Here is an 18207-nt window from a genome sequence, read left to right as displayed (position 1 = left end):
GTTATTTACTTGCTTTAAACAGCTTAAAGCTTTCTTTGTAGGTAAGAAAAAACGAATGGTTAAATTGTAGGTTTTTACTGCTTTGATCTAAATCAATATGTGGCTCAAACCTAATATCTAAGTATAAATTAGCCAACAAAGGGCGTAAGTACTGATAGCGAAACATTAAGATATTTCTCTTATCCAACGTATAGCCGTTATTATCTAAAGTAGTAGAAACCGATTGGAATAAAGGCATTCCTTTAATTGAAATAAACTTATCCCCTTTCCAGTACGAAGCCGCTATATTGCCCCAACGCGTATCTATACCAGCGTTAAGCCATAATCCATTCCCGCTATTATAGGGCCTAACTTTGGTGCTCGAATTATCTTTATAAACCACAACATAGTTTTTAGTGTAAACTTCTTTTATGTTGTAGCCTATTTTTTTACTCAATGTAAAACCTGCCGCACCGTTAAACAAGGTAGTTACAGGCACATTTTGCACTACATCAATTTGTCCGCCTTGATGATACAGTAAACTTTGCACTGGAATAGCTAATTTCCAGCTATCGTTTTTTAAGAGCGTAAATGCTGAACTAAAACCACCAACAATCTCCTCTTTCGAATTATCGCCCTTGTAAATCATTTTTTGCCAAGCAATCCAGGCATCTAAACTAAACTGCTCTTTATCGATAAGCAATTGCGTACCGTATTCTACAGGGTTTACTATTTTACGTTCAAAATCGTAAATGGGCTCGATGTAGTTATGCTGCAAATTACCCTCTAGGCTACCAAAAACAAGTGTTAAATCTCTTTTACTATACTTTACATTAAAAAGTAACTGACCATCGCGTAAGCCTGTATTATCGCCAAAATCTTTACGTAAATAAGCCCCTGCGGTTATCGCAAAATTTGGATGAGCAAAGTAGGTTAATTGCGGCTCTAATTGCGTTCCATACAACGTATAACCGTCATGAAATTTATTAGCATATTCGTAATTCCTAACATAGTTGAAATTATAGAAATTAAGCTGCAGTTCCTTAATCAAACTATCGGCAGGGCGAATACGATTATATAAGTAGCTGTTATTTAGTTGGGCATTTGCAAAATGAACAACCGTTAAAATTGGGAAAAGAAGTAAATATTTTTTCATTCAAAAGTTTTATATCCCTATCAATCAGTATTTCAATTGCAGACAGCACTCTGTTTGATTGGTTAGTAAACTTGTAAGCCTAACTTAGTTTAGTTTCAATTAAAGATGAAATTGGAATGTTACTCTCCCTTTTTCTCTCTATACCTTTTATACAATTTCACGGCAATCATGATCACCGCAGAAAAAATAATCAGTCCAATTAGACCATAAACCCAATCGATAGCACTTTTTAAGATTACCGTAAATACAATAGCAACCAATAAAATGGTGGCTACTTCATTCCACAAACGTAATTGGTTAGAACTCCATTTAAAAATACCCTTGCGCAATTGTTTCATTACCCGTTGGCAACTAAAATGGTAAGCCAATAAAGCAATTACAAAACCCAGTTTCACGTGTATCCAAGGTTGATATAACCATCCAGGCGCAATGTAAATCATCAATGCCCCCGCTATTACCGTAAGCGCCATTGCCGGGGTGGCTATAATGCTCCACAGCCGTGCAGTAATTTTAGCATATTCTTTTAGCAAAATACTTCTTTCGGGCTCAGGTTTGCTATTCGCTTCTGTATGGTAAATAAACAAACGAACGCCATAAAATAGCCCTGCCATCCAACTCACCACAAAAATAATGTGTACTGCTAAAATATATCTGTAATAGGCTTCCATAAAAAAAAATCCCCGTTCGGGGATTAAAGATATTAATATCTAAACTCTTTTACTACTTCTATGGCGTATTTAACATTGTCGAAAGGGATATCTGGCATAATACCATGTCCTAAGTTAAAGATAAAACCTTTTTCGCCACGCATGCGCTCAAACAACTGTAAGATGTATTTTTTGATGACAGGTTTGTCTGCATATAAAATATGAGGATCTAGGTTTCCCTGTATTGCAATACCCGCTGGCAATGCTTTTTTAATATTCAATAAATCTGCATTCCAATCAACAGATACCACATCTGGCTTAGCTTCGGCCATAATTGGCGCAAAAACAGAACTTCCTTTACAGAAAGATATTACAGGAACGTTGGTTCTATTTAAACCTGCAATAATTTGCGCATTATATTGGTGCGAAAACTCTTGATAATCGTTCCACGAAAGCGCCAATGCCCAACTATCAAACAATTGCAATGCATTAACACCTGCAGCTATCTGCATGTTCAAATAATCGATAGTTACTTTAGCAATTTTAGCCAATAATTTATGAGCCAATTCCGGATGGTTATGGATCAACAGTTTGGTTAATTTAAAATCTTTAGAAGAACCTCCCTCTACCAAGTAGCTCATTACCGTAAAAGGTGCACCAGCGAAACCAATTAATGGGATACGTCCATTTAAACGTTGTTGAATTACTTTAATCGCATCGGCAACATATTGTAACCTATCCAAACAATCGGTAGCTAAAGCATTAATATCAGCTTCGCTCTTTACTGGATTTGCAAACTTTGGCCCCACACCTTGCGTAAAGCTTAAATCGCCACCCATAGCCTCGCCTGTTACCAAAATATCGGAGAATAAAATTGCTGCATCAATACCCAACAAATCTACGGGCAACATGGTTACATCTGCGGCAATTTCTGGGGTTTTACACATCTCTAAAAAAGAGTATTTGTTTTTAATTTCCCAGTACTCTGGCATAAAACGACCTGCCTGCCTCATCATCCATACTGGTGGGCGCTCTGTTTGTTTCGAAAATGCTGCGTCTAAAAATAAGTTGTTCTCCATGTTTCTTAATTTGCCAGTTTCTTGGCCTCTTTCTCTATATTTGTTATAATTTCTATTGCTCTTGACGAAGTAGCCAATTCTTTAGCTTTCTCTGTATAGGCCAATACCCGGGTGCTATCCTTTTTTCGAAGTGCTAAGTTGGCTAAGTGAATTAGCACAAAAGCTTTATCGTTTTTACCACCTAAAGGGAAACGGCTGGCCAGTTGGAAATGATGCTCTGCGGCCTCGTAATTTTCTCTTTTAAGGGCTATGTTAGCACGCATAAACTCATAAAAGCCACGACGTGTTTTAGTTAAAATTTCAGGATTATTTATTTCATTCAAATACTTTTCGGCGCTATCATAGTCGGAGTTTTTGAAATATTTAGAAGCCATTAACACCGAACCATGTTTAAAATGGCTCCAAAACAAAAAGCCAAAAAGCATAAGCGATATGGCCGCTAATTGGTATTGCTTGGTATATAAGCTCACTAAGGCAGCGATGACAAATATTGCCATCAAAACAAATCGCCCTGTTTTATTATACATTAGTTGATATCCGTAAATTTATAGCCTACACCCCTAATGGAGTGGAAATAAACTGGATTTTTTTGATCTGGCTCAAAATACTTACGGAAGGTGAGGATAAAATTATCTATCGTTCTTGTAGAAGGATAAACATCGTAATTCCAAACTGTTTCTAGGATTTGTTCGCGAGAAACAGCTTCGTTTTTACGCTCAATCAATAGCTTCAATAACATGGTTTCCTTTTTAGTTAAAGGCACCACCGTACCATCATCTTGTTTCAATTCAAAAGAGTTGAAGTAAATGGTTTTATCTCCAATTTTATAAGAATTCAGTTCTTTTAAATCATCGGGTTTTAAGCTGCGTTTCACTAAAATCCCTACACGTAAAATTAACTCTTCCAAGTTAAAGGGTTTCACCAAATAATCATCGGCTCCTTTTTTCAGGCCCATCACCCTGTCTTCGCTGGTATTTTTAGCGGTTAAGAACAAAATAGGCACTTCTATATTTTCTAAGCGAATAGTTTCACATACTTGAAAACCATCCATTTCTGGCAACATTACATCTAAAATTACTAGGTTGAAACGCTCTTCCTTAAATACTTTTAGTGCGGTCTTGCCATCTTTAACAGCATGAACTTTATAACCTTCTAATTCTAGGTTTAATTTGATGGCATCTAACAAATGGTCTTCGTCTTCTACCAATAATACTCTTAATTTTTGTGACATATTAATTAAATGTTACTTCAAAAATTGCACCGTGAGGTACATTATCTTTAATGCTGATATCAGCATCGTGGTTTTGTAATACTTCCTTAACAATAAACAAGCCAAGTCCGGTGCCTTTACTTTTACGCACATTTTCATCGCCCACACGGTAAAATTTATCAAAAATATGCATCTTCTCACTATCTGGAATGCCCAGGCCCTTATCAGAAACCACTAATTTTGGCTTTCCGTCATTTTGGCACAACTCTACTGTAATTTCGGCACATTCTCCCGAATATTTTACTGCATTTTCTACCAAGTTAGTTACTACAGATGATAAAGCAAATTGATCGCCCTCTATCATTACGTCTTCTTCTATTTTGGCCGAAATAATTTGTTCGCAACCACATGAATGAATTTGCAACCTATCGGTAATACGAGTTACCAACTCAGAAAAATCAAAGCGTTCTTTAGGAAAAGAATAGGTTTTATTTTCAATTTTGGTGGCCAACAACATATTCTCTACCAAATCGTCCAACCGTTCTACGTCTTTCAGCGAATTTTTAATCAAAACCGTGCGTTGCTCTTTGTCTAATTCTCTGCGAACAATAGTTTGCAACGATAATTTTATTGCAGCCAACGGCGATTTTAACTCGTGGGTAATAGACATCAGGAAGTTTTGCTGCTGTTCTTTTAAACGATCTTCTTTTTTAATAGAAGCATGGATAAAATATGCGCCAATACCCAATAAAAAAAGAAAAACTGCTCCTTCGCCCATAATCATAGGCATGCGGCTGGCATCTATTTTAACCACCAATGCCCCCCAGCTAATGAGCTGACCTAAAGCATAAAATAGTAAAATGTAAAATATGACAATGGATTTCTTCATACCCTAAGCCTTAAAAGAGCTTTTTAAAGTTAATTATTTTTATTTGAAAAGCAGGTTTATGTAATGCTTCGGTTATTCCAGTCCCGCTTTTCGTTACTCCCGATGAAACCTGTGAAACAAGCAAGCATACAATTGAAAAGAACAAACTGCTATGCTTAAATCGGGATTCCCTTCAATCGGGTTTAGTGAACCTAGATTTCTGCACAAACTCAAATCCTCCCCCAACCCCCTCCAAAGGGGGGCACGCTTCTATTTTCGTCATTGCGAGGAACGAAGCAATCCTACAACTATCGAAAGAACAAACCAACGTTTTAAGATTGCTTCGTTCCTCGCAATGACGGCGAAAGTAGTTTGCTTCTTAATCTTTGTTCCTTGCTCTTTGTTCCTTTATCCTTATTCTCCAAAAACCACCTCCAAAGCTTCAAAAATCACTTGTTTTGCGCTATCTAATTCTACGCTAGTATGTGCTGCACTCACAAAACCAACTTCGTAACCCGATGGACCAAAATAAACCCCTCTATTTAAACATTCTCGGTGCATCACTTTAAATTTCTCCATACTTGCTGGGTCAATAGCCTCGGCAGTTTTAATGTCTTTATCGGTAAAAGCGAACCAGAAAATAGAGCCAACGGTAAATATCTTCAATTGGTAACCTTTAGTAGCCACATGGGCTTTAATATCGTTTATAAAAGCCTGTGCTTTGGCATTTAATTCTTCGTAAAAACCATTTCTACTTAAAATGGTTAGTGCAGCAATACCCGCCGCCATAGCCACTGGGTTGCCCGAAAGTGTACCTGCTTGGTAAACGCCACCATCAGGCGAAACATGCGCCATAATTTCGTTAGAAGCGCCATACATGCCCACCGGCAAACCACCGCCTATAATCTTTCCGTAGGTTACAATATCAGGCTTGATGCCATAATAAGCAGCAGCACCTTCAAAACCTACCCTAAAACCTGTAATTACTTCATCAAAAATTAACAGAGCACCATTAGCGGTACAAGTTTCGTTTAAAAACTGTACGTAATCCGCATCTTGAATAAGCAAACCATTATTAGCTGGAATGCCTTCTATAATTACCGCCGCAACATCGTCTTTAAATTGTGCAAAAGCTTGGGTTACTGCTTGCTTATCGTTCAAAGCAATTACAATAGTTTCATCGGCAAATGCCTTAGGCACACCTGCCGATGAAGTTTCGCCAAAAGTAACCAAGCCAGAGCCAGCTTTTACCAACAGCGAATCGCTATGTCCGTGGTAACAACCTTCAAATTTGATGATTTTATTTCTGCCCGTATAACCTCTAGCTAAACGAATTGCCGACATCACCGCTTCTGTTCCAGAGCTTGTAAAACGAATTTTCTCTACAAAACGGTTGTTTTTAATAATCAACTCTGCCAATTCATTTTCTAAAGCAGTTGGTGCACCAAAGCTCATCCCATTTTGCATTACTTCGGTTACCTTTTCTCTAATTTTAGCATTGTTATGTCCTAAAATTAAAGGCCCCCAACTGGCGCAAAAATCAATAAATTTATTACCATCGGCATCCCAAATGTACGGGCCATCGCCTTTTTGAATAAACAAAGGTGTGCCATACACCGATTTAAAAGCCCTAACGGGAGAGTTTACTCCCCCAGGGAAATAAGTTTTCGATTTTTCGTACAATTCTGCCGACTTGGCTCTTGATATATCTTGCATTCTTTAAGTTATAGGTTGTAAGTTATAGGTTTTACGTTTTAAGAGTGCAAATCCAACTTATTACGTAAAACTTATAACCTACTACTTTTACATCCATTTATTCTCTACAATATCTCTAATGTGGTAAGTAGTTATAATACTGGCACCAGCACGGGCAAAAGCGTACATGGTTTCCATTACTACTTTTTGTTCATCTATCCAACCTCGTTCTGCTGCTGCTTTTATCATCGAGTATTCTCCCGATACGTTGTAAACTGCAATAGGTAAATTGGTATTTTGTTTCAATCTGGCTATTACGTCGAGGTAAGCTAAACCTGGTTTCACCATGAGCACATCAGCACCTTCCGCTTCGTCTAATAGAGCTTCTCTTAGCGCTTCATCTGGGTTACGAAAGTCCATTTGGTAAGCTTTTCTGTCGCCTTTGCTTGGTGCACAATCGGCAGCTTCTCTAAAAGGCCCATAATAAGCTGATGCAAATTTTGTTGCGTGGCTCATTACTGCTACGTTCTCAAACCCGTTACTATCTAACTTTTCACGAATTGCGGCTACACGTCCATCCATCATATCTGAAGGTGCAAGCATATCTGCTCCTGCTTCTGAGTGTGCTAAAGCCATCTTCGCAATCAAATCAACCGTTACATCATTCTGTACATAGTCGTTGTGCATAATACCACAATGACCGTGATTGGTATAAGAACAAACGCAAACATCAGTAACCACGTATAAATCGTCGCCAAACTGTTTCTTCAATTCCCTTACCGTAACCGGCACTAATGAACTGGCACCGTAGGCCGATTTGGCATCCTCGCTTTTTTGATCGCCTACGCCAAACAACATGATTTTGTTTATACCCAAGCTTAGTCCTTTTTCTATGTCTTTTAATAAAGTATCGGTAGAAAAATGGCTGATACCAGGCATGGCATCTATAGGGTGATTTACATTTTTCCCAGGCACTACAAAATACGGATAAACAAACATATCTTTTGACAGTTTAGTTTCTGCCACCATTTCTCTTACAATGGGATTTTTTCTTAGCCTACGTGGTCTGTGCAGCATATTTTAGTATTGAGATATGAATATTAAGTATTGAGACTTTTAATAGTGCAAAAATGCAAAGACAGAAACATTATTATCTTATGTTTCTGTCATTTGTAAAGTCTTTACCTTATTTTAACAATCTGTGTTTATTTCAATTCAACTCCAAAAACTGCTTCTGCCAACCCAATTTCATCTGGCGAGTAAGGCAAAAGATACTTCACACCCATCTCGTCGAACTTTTTACCTGTTGAGTTGCCTATGGCAATTACTTGTTGTCCAGGTTCTAGCAGATTATCTACAAAATAAGCATCTACATTACTCGGACTGGTAAAAACCAGCACTTCGGCAGATGAACCATCAATATTTTCTTCCATTACGGTTTCGTAGATTGGCAAATCGATTACCTTAGTTGTTGGCGTTAAGAATTTTTGCATGGTTAACAGCGAGTCTTGCGCACGTGGAAAAACCACCGTTTGTCCGTCGGCTACTGCAGAAAAATCTCTCGCTACTTCTTCAATGTCGCCACCTTCGCCAACAAAATCTGCTAAGTAACCACATTTGCGCAACGAATCTTCAGAACCACGGCCTGCTACCCCAAACTTCACCTTTTTAGGCAGCACTGGGTTTAACTTAAAAAAGTATTCTACCCCATTTCTACTGCTAAACATAATCCAATCGGCATTTTTCAGAAAAAAATCATCTAACACCGTAACTATTGGGAAGGTTCTAATTAAAGAACGACCATCTATCGCTATGTTTTGCTTTTCTAAAGCTTTACGAAAATAACTATGCTCGCCAATTTCTCTTGAAATAAACACCTTAGCTGGTTTTTTTCTTTCTATGGCGTATTTAGCTACAATTTTCTCGGCCAAACCTTCGGTTGAGGTTGCCCTTAGGAACAAACGGTCTGGAAAATCTTCGGCAGTTTCTGCTTTAGATGTCCAAACTTCAAATGCGCCATCTTCTTTTTTACAGAAACAACCCAAAGGCATGTGACAACCACCTTCAAAAAGATTTAGCACTTTGCGCTCTACTGCTATGGTTTCTACCGTTGCGGCATCATTTATTTTTTGAAGCTCGTTAAAAAGCGCTGTATCATTTTCTCTAATTTGAATAGCCAAAGCACCCTGCGCTGGTGCAGGCACCATCTCTATCGGATCAATTACCTCCACATGAAACTCGCTCAAATCTAACTTTAAACGGTTAACTCCGGCTCTTGCCAAAACAATAGCATCGTAATTTTCATCACGTAATTTTTGGATACGTGTAGGTACATTACCACGTAAATCTTCGATGTTTAAATCTGATCTTAATGCCAACAATTGTGCTTTACGACGATTTGATGATGTACCCACCATTGCTCCTTTTTTCAACGAAAGCTTTTGGCTTATATCTATACAATCTTTCAAAATCAACAATAATTCTGACGGATCTTCTCTTTCTGGCACCGCTGCAATAATTAAACCTGGCGGGTTAGTTGTTGGTAAATCTTTGTGCGAATGAACGGCAATATCAATAGTGCCATTAATTAACTCTTCTTCAAGTTCTTTAGTAAAAAAACCCTTCCCCTCTAACTTATCCAATCGGAGGTTGAGAATTTTATCGCCTTGCGTTTTAATGATTTTTAGTTCTGCCTCAATGCCAATGCTGGCTAATCTGTCTTTAGTGTAGTTGGCTTGCCAAAGGGCTAAATCACTACCGCGGGTTCCGATAATTACTTTTTTCACTATATAATAAGATTTTAGGCTAAAATAAGAAAATTTGGCGAGGTGATGAATTGAAAATTTGATGGCATAAGCATTCGACTATTTGACAGTCGTAATATCATCGTGCTAATAGGTTTTTATGGCTTGCTAACTACGAACTTTTCTTTACTAAAATTTCTTTAGCCATTACCATGGGAACACTAATGTATTTCTTTTCCATGTAGTTCATCACTTGTTCTAAAACAGCTTTTGCTTCGTCATCAAGCGCATTTATTTCGTCTGCAAACACAGTGTTAACCGCCTTTTCTTTAATCTCCTTGATTTTTTTAGGCACTTCGCTCATTGCCAACTCAACTCTTCGCTGACGCAATACAGCATCAAATTCTTTAATATTTTCTTCGATGATATGTTCTGCGTTAACCAATTCATCGTAACGTTCTTGAATATTTTTACGAGCAACTTCTTTTAGCGATTCTACTTCAATGTAGTGGATAGGGAAGTTCTCCCTAACTTCTAATGCTGTATCATTTGGCACCGCTAAATCTACTATTACCTTTCTGCCAGTATCGCCGTTAAGCAAGCTCGTATAAATTTCTGAAGTTAATATGGGTTGTGTTGCACCAGTACAGGTAATAATTACATCAAACCCCGCTTTGTAATTAGCTAGTTCGGTTAAAGGAAAAGCCCTTCCGTTTAATTCTTTAGCCAAGCTTTCTGCTTTTTCCATTGTTCTATTGAACACAGAGAAATTAGAGTATTTGTGCTTTTTTAGATATTGTGCAATATTATTATTGGTTTCGCCTGCGCCAATAATTAGCAAACGAGAGTTTGCACACATATTTAATTCGCGTAATTTTCTATAAGCCAAAGAAACCACAGAAACCGGGTTTCTTGAGATATTGGTATGCGTATAAACTTCTTTCGCTGTTTTCACCACACGGTTCATAATCATACGCATATAATCGCCAGTAAAACCCGCCTTTTGGCAAGCTTCGTAGGCCTTACGTACTTGTCCTAAAATTTCTTTCTCCCCAACCACTAAACTTTCTAAAGAGCACGAAGTACGTAATAAGTGATTAAAAGCTTCGCCTTGCTCATAAGTAGAAACATTAGCTATAAACTGTTCCATATACTCTTCTGGAAGGCCCATATCAAGTACATGCAAAAATTTAGCAATAAATGCTTCGTTTAATTGCGCTGCAGATGTAAAAACAAATTCTACTCGATTACAGGTACCTACATAAAATATCTCTTTGATATTCAAATCAGATTGGATATTACGCAACCTATCTTCCAATGTTTGCTCACATATAACTAATTTCCCTAAAGCTTTTAGGTCAATTTGTTGATGTGTAAATGCAATAATCTTTAAATATTCCAAAATGGTTAGTCCTGTTATTTTAGCGAAACAAAAGTAACAACGCAATTGGGCTTATCTGTCATTAAGCTGTAATTTAGGTTAATTTAGAACGGTTTTAAATTAAAAGCTCACCTTTACATCAACCGGTCTGTTACCAAAGGCTACTATTTATCTTGTCATCTCCTATTAATTCGTTATTTTCTCTATCTTTGTCGCTCGAAGCAGAATTTCTTTAATCATTTAAAGTAGCTCAAAAGTTAGTCTTTCCGTAAATGATTGTTCTAGCTTCTTCGAAGGTAAATAGCCCTTAGGTCAACTTACTTTTTACTTTTTACTTTTTACTTTTTACTTTTTACTTAAAAAAGAATGTTATTTTCACAATTGAGGCTAATTGAGCCTATATTAAAAGCCGTAGAATCTGAAGGTTATACACAGCCTACGCCCATACAGGAAAAAGCTATCCCTAATATCTTAAAATTAAAAGATTTATTAGGCTGTGCACAAACTGGAACAGGAAAAACAGCGGCATTTGCCATCCCAATGTTGCAAATTTTGCACATGAGGCATTTAAAAACCAACAAAAAAGCAATCAAAGCTTTGGTTTTAACACCAACTAGGGAACTTGCCATACAAATACAAGAAAGCTTTAATGCCTATGGCAAAAATTTACCAACAAAAAACACCGTAATTTTTGGCGGTGTTGGCCAGCAACCGCAAGTTGACGCATTAAAAAAAGGTGTTGATATTTTAGTTGCTACCCCAGGTAGGCTTTTAGACTTAATGAACCAAGGCCATGTTAACCTCAGCGAAATAGAAATTTTTGTATTAGACGAGGCCGATCGCATGTTAGACATGGGTTTTATTAACGATGTAAAAAAAGTAGTTGGCAAATTACCTGCAAAAAGACAAACTTTATTTTTCTCTGCTACTATGCCTGCAGAAATTCAGAAATTGGCTAACACTATTTTAAATGAGCCTGTAATGGTAGAAGTTACACCTGTTTCTTCTACGGCAGAAACCATTAATCAGGCGGTGTATTTTGTAGATAAACCCGATAAAAGAAAATTATTAAAACACCTGTTAGATGAACTTAACATAGATCATACCTTAATTTTTACGCGTACTAAGCACGGTGCCGATCGTATCGCTAGAGATCTAGCAAAAGATGGGATTAAGGCAGCCGCCATACACGGAGACAAATCTCAGGGTGCCAGACAAAGGGCTTTAACCGAATTTAAAGAACGTAAATTAAGAGTTTTAGTGGCTACAGATATTGCTGCTCGTGGTATCGACATTGATGATTTAACCCACGTCTTTAACTACGATTTACCAAATATCCCCGAAACTTATGTACACAGAATTGGACGTACAGGACGTGCTGGTGCTAATGGAAACGCTATTTCGTTTGTAGATGCAGAAGAAAATGAATACTTAATTGACATTCAAAAGCTAATTAAGAGAACTATCCCAATTGTAGAGCAACATCCTTTTCCTTTAAGTTGGCAAACCATGCTAGCAAAAAAAGAAGTAGTACGCAAACCGCAGAAGGATTCTAAAGGAAATGCTGCAAATAACAAAAAGAAAGTATATCGAGGCGGTAACCGTCGAAAATAAAATAAGAAGTCCCGATGTTGTGTGAACTGACCCCAATAAGTGTCTAACTTTTTGGGGGCACATCAGGTTTAGCTGGGACTTCTTATTTTTATACCTTTCTTATTTTAATAATTTTTAACCAATGCATTACTTTCATCATTGGATAAGTTGGATCAAACTCCCACCATTTACTAGCAAAGTTTGGCGAATTAGGCCTTTTATGATGATTGTTTTGAAATAGCTCTCCCATTAACAAGAAATCCCAAGGTAGCGAGTTTTTACTATGATCATCATTATCGTGGTTTGAGTAGCCATATTTATGGCCGCACCAGTTTACAATTGCACCATGAATTGGTCCCATTAAAAAATGAATTGGCAATAGCAAAAACCACCAAGCAGATGGTGCAAAAGCAACATAGAACCAAATATACAACAGGCCGCAACCTAAGCGCCAAAACCAAGAATCACCAATTTTATCAATCAAGGGCCATTCTGGATAATTACCTCTAAACGCTGGTTCAGGCTCTATTTTATGCAATAAATAAGCCAAGTACATGTTTTTCGTCGCAATCATCATCCCAAATACATCTTTAAAAAAATGCGGCGAATGTGGATCTCTCTCCGTGTCGCTATAAGCATGATGCATACGGTGCAAAATAGCATAGGCACGTGGATTTAAAAACGAAGAGCCTTGAGAAATTAATAACAACAGATAGAAAAAACGTTCCCAAAACTTATTCATCTTAAACATTTTATGAGAAGAATAACGATGCAGGAAAAAGGTTTGGCTAAACAATGATAGAAACCAATGCGCCAAGAAAAAATATAATATTATCATAAAAAATATATACGGAGGAATTTCACAATTGCTCCAAAAGCTGCAAAGCTAAATAAATACTTGGTTATTACCTACCAAAATCGTCCTGAACACGAACAATATCGTTTTCATTAGAAGGATTTTGGGCATCGGTATGTTGCCAAATTTCGGCTACCACCCCCCAATCATCTAGGCCTATTAAACGATGGCGTTCGCCTTGGTGCAACTTAATCTGATTGTTGGGCAGGTAACGTTTCAATTCTCCTTCTTCATCTGTTTCGCTAGTTTTAATACCTACTGTTCCGCTAACCACTTGCCAAATTTCAGCTCTGCGGTGGTGGTATTGCCATGAAAGACGAACATTAGGAGCCACAATTAAAATTTTAGGACTTAGCTTTCCTCCTATTTTAAGTGTAGCTACATCTAAGCCATCAAAATAAGTATCTGCAAATTGTTGTGCTTGCGCTTCATCTATCACAAAAAAACCGCCCCAAGGCCTTGTTTCATCCCTATTTACAACATTAAAACCTTCTAGTTGTAAACGTTGCGCTACATTATCAAAAATATCTTTCTTTTGTGCATCCATAAAAATTATGCTTGTGCTGTTGGGCCACCAAATCCCATCGGAAATGGAGTTTCGTCTTGTGTCTTGATACGACCATGAGTAGCCTCGAATTTCTCGATATTATCTTGCATCGCATGCATCAAGCGCTTCGCATGCTCTGGCGTTAAAATAATTCTCGATTTTACTTTTGCTTTGGGAATACCGGGCATCACCCTAATAAAGTCTAAAACAAACTCTGTATTAGAATGCGTGATAATTGCCAAATTAGAAAAAATACCTTCCGCAATTTCTTCCGCTAATTCTATATTTAATTGATTTTCGTTCTGTTGTTCTTCCATAATAACAAAACTAATGTTTTAATTTAAAACTCTAAACTTGTTTAGGTTGTAAATCAAAGTATTTATTGATAAGTATATTCAAACGCCTGATAGGCACCTGAAATTTCTTTATAATACCTCCGCTGCCTAAGAGGTCTATCTTTTTGATCATAATCGTACTCGAATAAGTATTTATCTTTACTCGTTACATTACCACTTTGATCAAAATGGCTAATCTCTGAACTTATGATATTATTTTTCGAGAGGAAAAAATATCCCCAAATTGGAATGGATTCTTCTAAAAAAATTAGTGGAAGTTTATAAATAGGGTTAATCTTATCATCAAAGATAAATGAAGTTTCTGTTATTTTAATTCCGTTAGCATATTTGGCAACCACCTTACTCACATTCTGGCCACTGTATTCATACTCAAAAATATAGTCGCCTCTAACAGAAATTAAATAGCCTTTATTGTCATAACTATAGTTTAAAGTTTTTCGCGTGTCGAAATTTGACTCGGTAATTAAACCTTGTGTATTAAAGGTAAAGCCTACATTCGCTTCGCTAAAATCTCCACCTATTTTGGCAGCTTTCAAATGTTGACCCTCATAAATTAAACTATAATTGGCTTTATATAAAACTATTCCAGTACCATATGGCACAACGTGATAATAGCTAATTTGTTGAGCTTTGTCACCTCCGATTTCTAACAAAGGCCGATTTACGAAAAGTTCGGTTATTTTGGATAGCCTAGTATTTTTTTCTTCGCCTTTCTTTTTACATGCGTTAAAAGCAAAAAAAGCAAATATTAAAAGCGATAAAACTTTCCTCATCTTATAAAGATAACATAATACAAGCAAAAAATCCCTAACGAATTAACGTTAGGGATTTATCTTTTCAATTCTCCGTTGGGATATTAAAGTTAAGCTTCTACTTCTTCTTGTTTGGAAGCTAATAATTTATCGTACTCTTCTTGAGAGCCTACAATGATACGCTCGTAGCCACGTACACCAGTACCTGAAGGAATCAAGTGACCAACAATTACGTTTTCTTTCAAGCCTAACATTCTGTCTTTCTTACCTGCAATTGCAGCTTCGTTTAACACTTTTGTAGTTTCTTGGAATGAAGCAGCAGAGATAAACGACTTAGTACCTAACGAAGCACGTGTGATACCTTGTAGTACTGAACTTGCAGTAGCTGGCTTAGCATCTCTTACTTCGATCTGAGCTAAATCTTGACGTTTCAGTTGAGAGTTTTCATCTCTTAATTTACGTAAAGAAATAATTTGACCTGGTTTAACTATGCTAGAATCACCTGCTTCAACTACAACTTTCTTGTCATAAATCTCATCGTTCTCTATCATGAAATCCCAACGGTCAACAGAATCATTCTCTAAGAAACGGGTATCTCCCGGATCTTCGATGTGTACTTTCTGCATCATTTGGTGTACAATTACCTCAAAGTGCTTATCGTTGATTTTTACACCCTGCAAACGGTACACCTCTTGGATACCATTTACTAAGTATTCTTGTACAGCCGCCGGGCCTTTGATTGCCAAAATATCCGCTGGTGAAATAGAACCATCTGACAATGGCATACCTGCTTTCACGAAATCGTTATCTTGTACCAAGATGTGTTTAGAAAGAGGCACAAGGTATTTTTTAACCTCGCCATCTCTAGATTCGATAGTAATCTCACGGTTACCACGTTTGATACCACCTAAGGTTACTACACCATCAATCTCGGTAACAACCGCTGGGTTAGATGGGTTACGAGCCTCGAATAACTCAGTTACACGAGGTAAACCACCTGTAATATCTCGGGTTTTACCTGTAGCACGAGGAATTTTCACTAAAACTTGACCGCTTTGTACAGCTTCGCTATCATCAACAGCAATGTGTGCACCTACCGGAATGTTATAAGTTCTAATTACTTCTCCTTTTTTATCTAATACCCTAATAGAAGGGTTTTTAGTTTTATCACGTGTATCGATAATTACTTTTTCGCGGTGACCAGTTTGCTCATCAGATTCTTCACGATAAGTTACGCCATCTATAATAGCGTCAAACTCGATTTTACCTGCAAATTCTGAGATAATAACCGCGTTGTATGGATCCCAAGAAACAATTTTATCGCCTTTAGTAACTTTATCGCCTTCTTTTACATATAAAAATGCACCGTAAGGAATATTATTGTTTACGATTACTTTGTTAGTTCCTGGCTCAACAATTCTGAACTCACCTGAACGACCCAAAACGATTTCAATCACACCATCTTCGGTAGTGGTTTGCACTGTACGCAAGTTCTCAAACTCAATTACACCGTCAAACTTAGCGTTGATTTGCGATTCGTTGGCAATGTTAGATGCCGTACCTCCCACGTGGAACGTACGAAGTGTTAACTGTGTACCCGGCTCACCGATTGACTGTGCAGCAATTACACCTACAGCCTCACCTTTTTGAACACGTTTACCCGATGCCAAGTTACGTCCGTAACATAAAGCACAAACACCACGCTTGTTTTCACAAGTTAATACCGAACGAATTTCAACACCTTCTAATGGAGATTCTTCAATTGCCCTAGCAATGTCTTCTTCAATATCCTGACCTGCAGCTACCAATAACTCACCATTTAATGGGTTATATACATCATGTAATGACGTACGTCCCAAAATACGCTCGTATAAAGGCTCTACAATGTCTTCGTTATCTTTCAATGCTGTAGTGTACATACCTCTTAAAGTACCACAATCTACATCATTAACAATCATATCTTGCGCTACGTCATGCAAACGACGAGTTAAGTAACCCGCATCCGCAGTTTTTAACGCTGTATCCGCCAAACCTTTACGGGCACCGTGAGTAGAGATAAAGTACTCTAATACCGATAATCCTTCTTTAAAGTTCGACAAAATTGGGTTTTCGATAATCTCACCACCAGAACCAGATTTTTGAGGTTTCGCCATCAAGCCCCTCATACCTGCCAACTGACGAATTTGCTCTTTAGAACCACGGGCTCCCGAGTCAAGCATCATGTAAACAGAGTTGAAACCTTGGTTATCTGATGATAATTGGTTCATTACAAACGTTGTTAAACGGTTGTTGATACGTGTCCATATATCGATAATTTGGTTGTAACGTTCGTTGTTGGTAATGAAACCCATGTTATAGTTGTTTCTTACCTCTTCAACCTCGTTAGCAGCTTGTTCTAATAAAGTGTGTTTCTCTACTGGAATGTTTACGTCTTGTAAGTTAAACGATAAACCACCACGGAATGCGCTTTGGAAACCTAGTTCTTTGATATCATCTAAGAACCTAGCCGAACGAGCCATACCAGTCATTTTAACCACTTCACCAATAATATCTCTTAAAGATTTTTTAGTTAATAGCTCGTTGATATAACCAACTTCTTCTGGTACCATTTGGTTAAATAACACACGTCCAACTGTAGTTTCAATTAACTTGTTTACAATTGTACCATCTGCTTCTTTAACATTGGCTTTAACTTTAATAAAGGCGTGTAAATCTACTCTTTTCTCATTGTAGGCTATAATTACCTCTTCTGCAGAGTAGAAACTCATATCCTGACCTTTTACTACTCTTTGAGCGTCACTCCTGCGGCCTTTAGTAATGTAATAAAGACCCAAAACCATATCTTGAGAAGGTACTGTAATAGGCGTACCGTTAGCAGGGTTAAGGATATTGTGTGCAGCCAACATCAATACTTGGGCTTCCAAAATTGCAGCATTACCTAACGGTAAGTGAACTGCCATCTGGTCACCGTCGAAATCGGCGTTGAACGCTGTACACACTAATGGGTGTAATTGGATAGCTTTACCTTCTACTAATTTTGGTTGGAAAGACTGGATACCTAAACGGTGAAGCGTAGGTGCACGGTTTAACAACACTGGGTGTCCTTTTAATACGTTTTCAAGGATATCCCACACTAGTGGATCTTTTCTATCAACAATTTTCTTAGCTGATTTTACTGTTTTTACAACACCACGCTCAATCATCTTACGAATAATGAACGGTTTGTAAAGCTCGGCAGCCATATCTTTTGGTAAACCGCATTCGTGTAACTTAAGGTTTGGACCTACAACAATTACCGAACGAGCTGAATAATCTACACGCTTACCTAATAAGTTTTGACGGAA

At 37.5% G+C, this 18207-nt stretch carries 16 protein-coding genes; 1 reads left to right on the top strand and 15 read right to left on the bottom strand.

Annotated elements, in window-relative coordinates; translation table 11 throughout:
• Window position 1 precedes the first annotated feature (1 nt).
• From B3I52_RS03535 to hemA, 10 genes are all read right to left on the bottom strand, one after another.
• Window positions 2-1135: a hypothetical protein gene (locus tag B3I52_RS03535; protein ID WP_293298805.1), complete on the bottom strand. Its 1134-nt coding sequence runs from the start codon at window positions 1133-1135 to the stop codon at window positions 2-4.
• A gap of 119 nt (window positions 1136-1254) precedes the next feature.
• Window positions 1255-1803: a protoporphyrinogen oxidase HemJ gene (hemJ, locus tag B3I52_RS03530; protein ID WP_293298803.1), complete on the bottom strand. Its 549-nt coding sequence runs from the start codon at window positions 1801-1803 to the stop codon at window positions 1255-1257.
• 32 nt (window positions 1804-1835) lie between these two features.
• Window positions 1836-2861: a uroporphyrinogen decarboxylase gene (gene hemE / locus B3I52_RS03525; protein WP_293298800.1), complete on the bottom strand. Its 1026-nt coding sequence runs from the start codon at window positions 2859-2861 to the stop codon at window positions 1836-1838.
• Window positions 2862-2866: 5 nt separating this feature from the next.
• Window positions 2867-3358 (bottom strand): hypothetical protein, encoded by a 492-nt coding sequence (locus B3I52_RS03520; protein ID WP_293298837.1) that lies wholly within the window; start codon window positions 3356-3358, stop codon window positions 2867-2869.
• Window positions 3359-3387: 29 nt separating this feature from the next.
• Entirely contained in the window at window positions 3388-4092 is a 705-nt protein-coding gene (locus tag B3I52_RS03515; RefSeq protein WP_293298797.1) for a response regulator transcription factor, read from the bottom strand.
• Window position 4093: 1 nt separating this feature from the next.
• On the bottom strand, window positions 4094-4960 hold the full coding sequence (locus B3I52_RS03510) for a sensor histidine kinase (protein ID WP_293298794.1): 867 nt from the start codon (window positions 4958-4960) through the stop codon (window positions 4094-4096).
• Between the two features lie 393 nt (window positions 4961-5353).
• Complete coding sequence (hemL, locus tag B3I52_RS03505; RefSeq protein WP_293298792.1) at window positions 5354-6655, bottom strand: glutamate-1-semialdehyde 2,1-aminomutase; 1302 nt, start codon at window positions 6653-6655, stop codon at window positions 5354-5356.
• Between the two features lie 87 nt (window positions 6656-6742).
• Window positions 6743-7711, bottom strand: coding sequence for a porphobilinogen synthase (gene hemB, locus B3I52_RS03500; protein ID WP_293298790.1), 969 nt, complete (start codon window positions 7709-7711; stop codon window positions 6743-6745).
• 128 nt (window positions 7712-7839) lie between these two features.
• Window positions 7840-9420, bottom strand: a complete 1581-nt coding sequence (gene hemC, locus B3I52_RS03495) for a hydroxymethylbilane synthase (RefSeq protein ID WP_293298787.1) — start codon at window positions 9418-9420, stop codon at window positions 7840-7842.
• Between the two features lie 130 nt (window positions 9421-9550).
• Window positions 9551-10780 carry a glutamyl-tRNA reductase gene (gene hemA / locus B3I52_RS03490; protein ID WP_293298784.1) on the bottom strand — a complete coding sequence of 410 codons (1230 nt, stop codon included), beginning with the start codon at window positions 10778-10780 and terminating at the stop codon, window positions 9551-9553.
• Between the two features lie 345 nt (window positions 10781-11125).
• On the opposite strand from hemA, the gene B3I52_RS03485 reads away from it, so the two are divergent.
• Window positions 11126-12373 carry a DEAD/DEAH box helicase gene (locus B3I52_RS03485; RefSeq protein WP_293298781.1) on the top strand — a complete coding sequence of 416 codons (1248 nt, stop codon included), beginning with the start codon at window positions 11126-11128 and terminating at the stop codon, window positions 12371-12373.
• 88 nt (window positions 12374-12461) lie between these two features.
• Here the strand turns inward: B3I52_RS03485 and B3I52_RS03480 are convergent, their stop codons facing one another.
• The 5 genes from B3I52_RS03480 to B3I52_RS03460 form a co-directional block, all read right to left on the bottom strand.
• Complete coding sequence (locus B3I52_RS03480) at window positions 12462-13190, bottom strand: acyl-CoA desaturase (protein ID WP_293298779.1); 729 nt, start codon at window positions 13188-13190, stop codon at window positions 12462-12464.
• Between the two features lie 67 nt (window positions 13191-13257).
• Complete coding sequence (locus tag B3I52_RS03475) at window positions 13258-13755, bottom strand: phosphoheptose isomerase (RefSeq protein ID WP_293298776.1); 498 nt, start codon at window positions 13753-13755, stop codon at window positions 13258-13260.
• A 5-nt stretch (window positions 13756-13760) separates the two neighbouring features.
• Window positions 13761-14072: a DUF3467 domain-containing protein gene (locus tag B3I52_RS03470; protein ID WP_293298774.1), complete on the bottom strand. Its 312-nt coding sequence runs from the start codon at window positions 14070-14072 to the stop codon at window positions 13761-13763.
• Between the two features lie 62 nt (window positions 14073-14134).
• Window positions 14135-14884: a hypothetical protein gene (locus B3I52_RS03465; RefSeq protein ID WP_293298771.1), complete on the bottom strand. Its 750-nt coding sequence runs from the start codon at window positions 14882-14884 to the stop codon at window positions 14135-14137.
• 89 nt (window positions 14885-14973) lie between these two features.
• Window positions 14974-18207 (bottom strand): DNA-directed RNA polymerase subunit beta' (locus tag B3I52_RS03460; RefSeq protein WP_293298768.1); only part of this gene is annotated, 3234 nt, incomplete at its 5' end.

Origin of the sequence: Pedobacter sp. UBA4863, assembly GCF_002399615.1 — a bacterium.
Classification (GTDB): domain Bacteria; phylum Bacteroidota; class Bacteroidia; order Sphingobacteriales; family Sphingobacteriaceae; genus Pedobacter.
The sequence above is the reverse complement of the archived record's forward strand: the minus strand, read 5'-3'. Positions and strand labels throughout refer to the sequence as shown.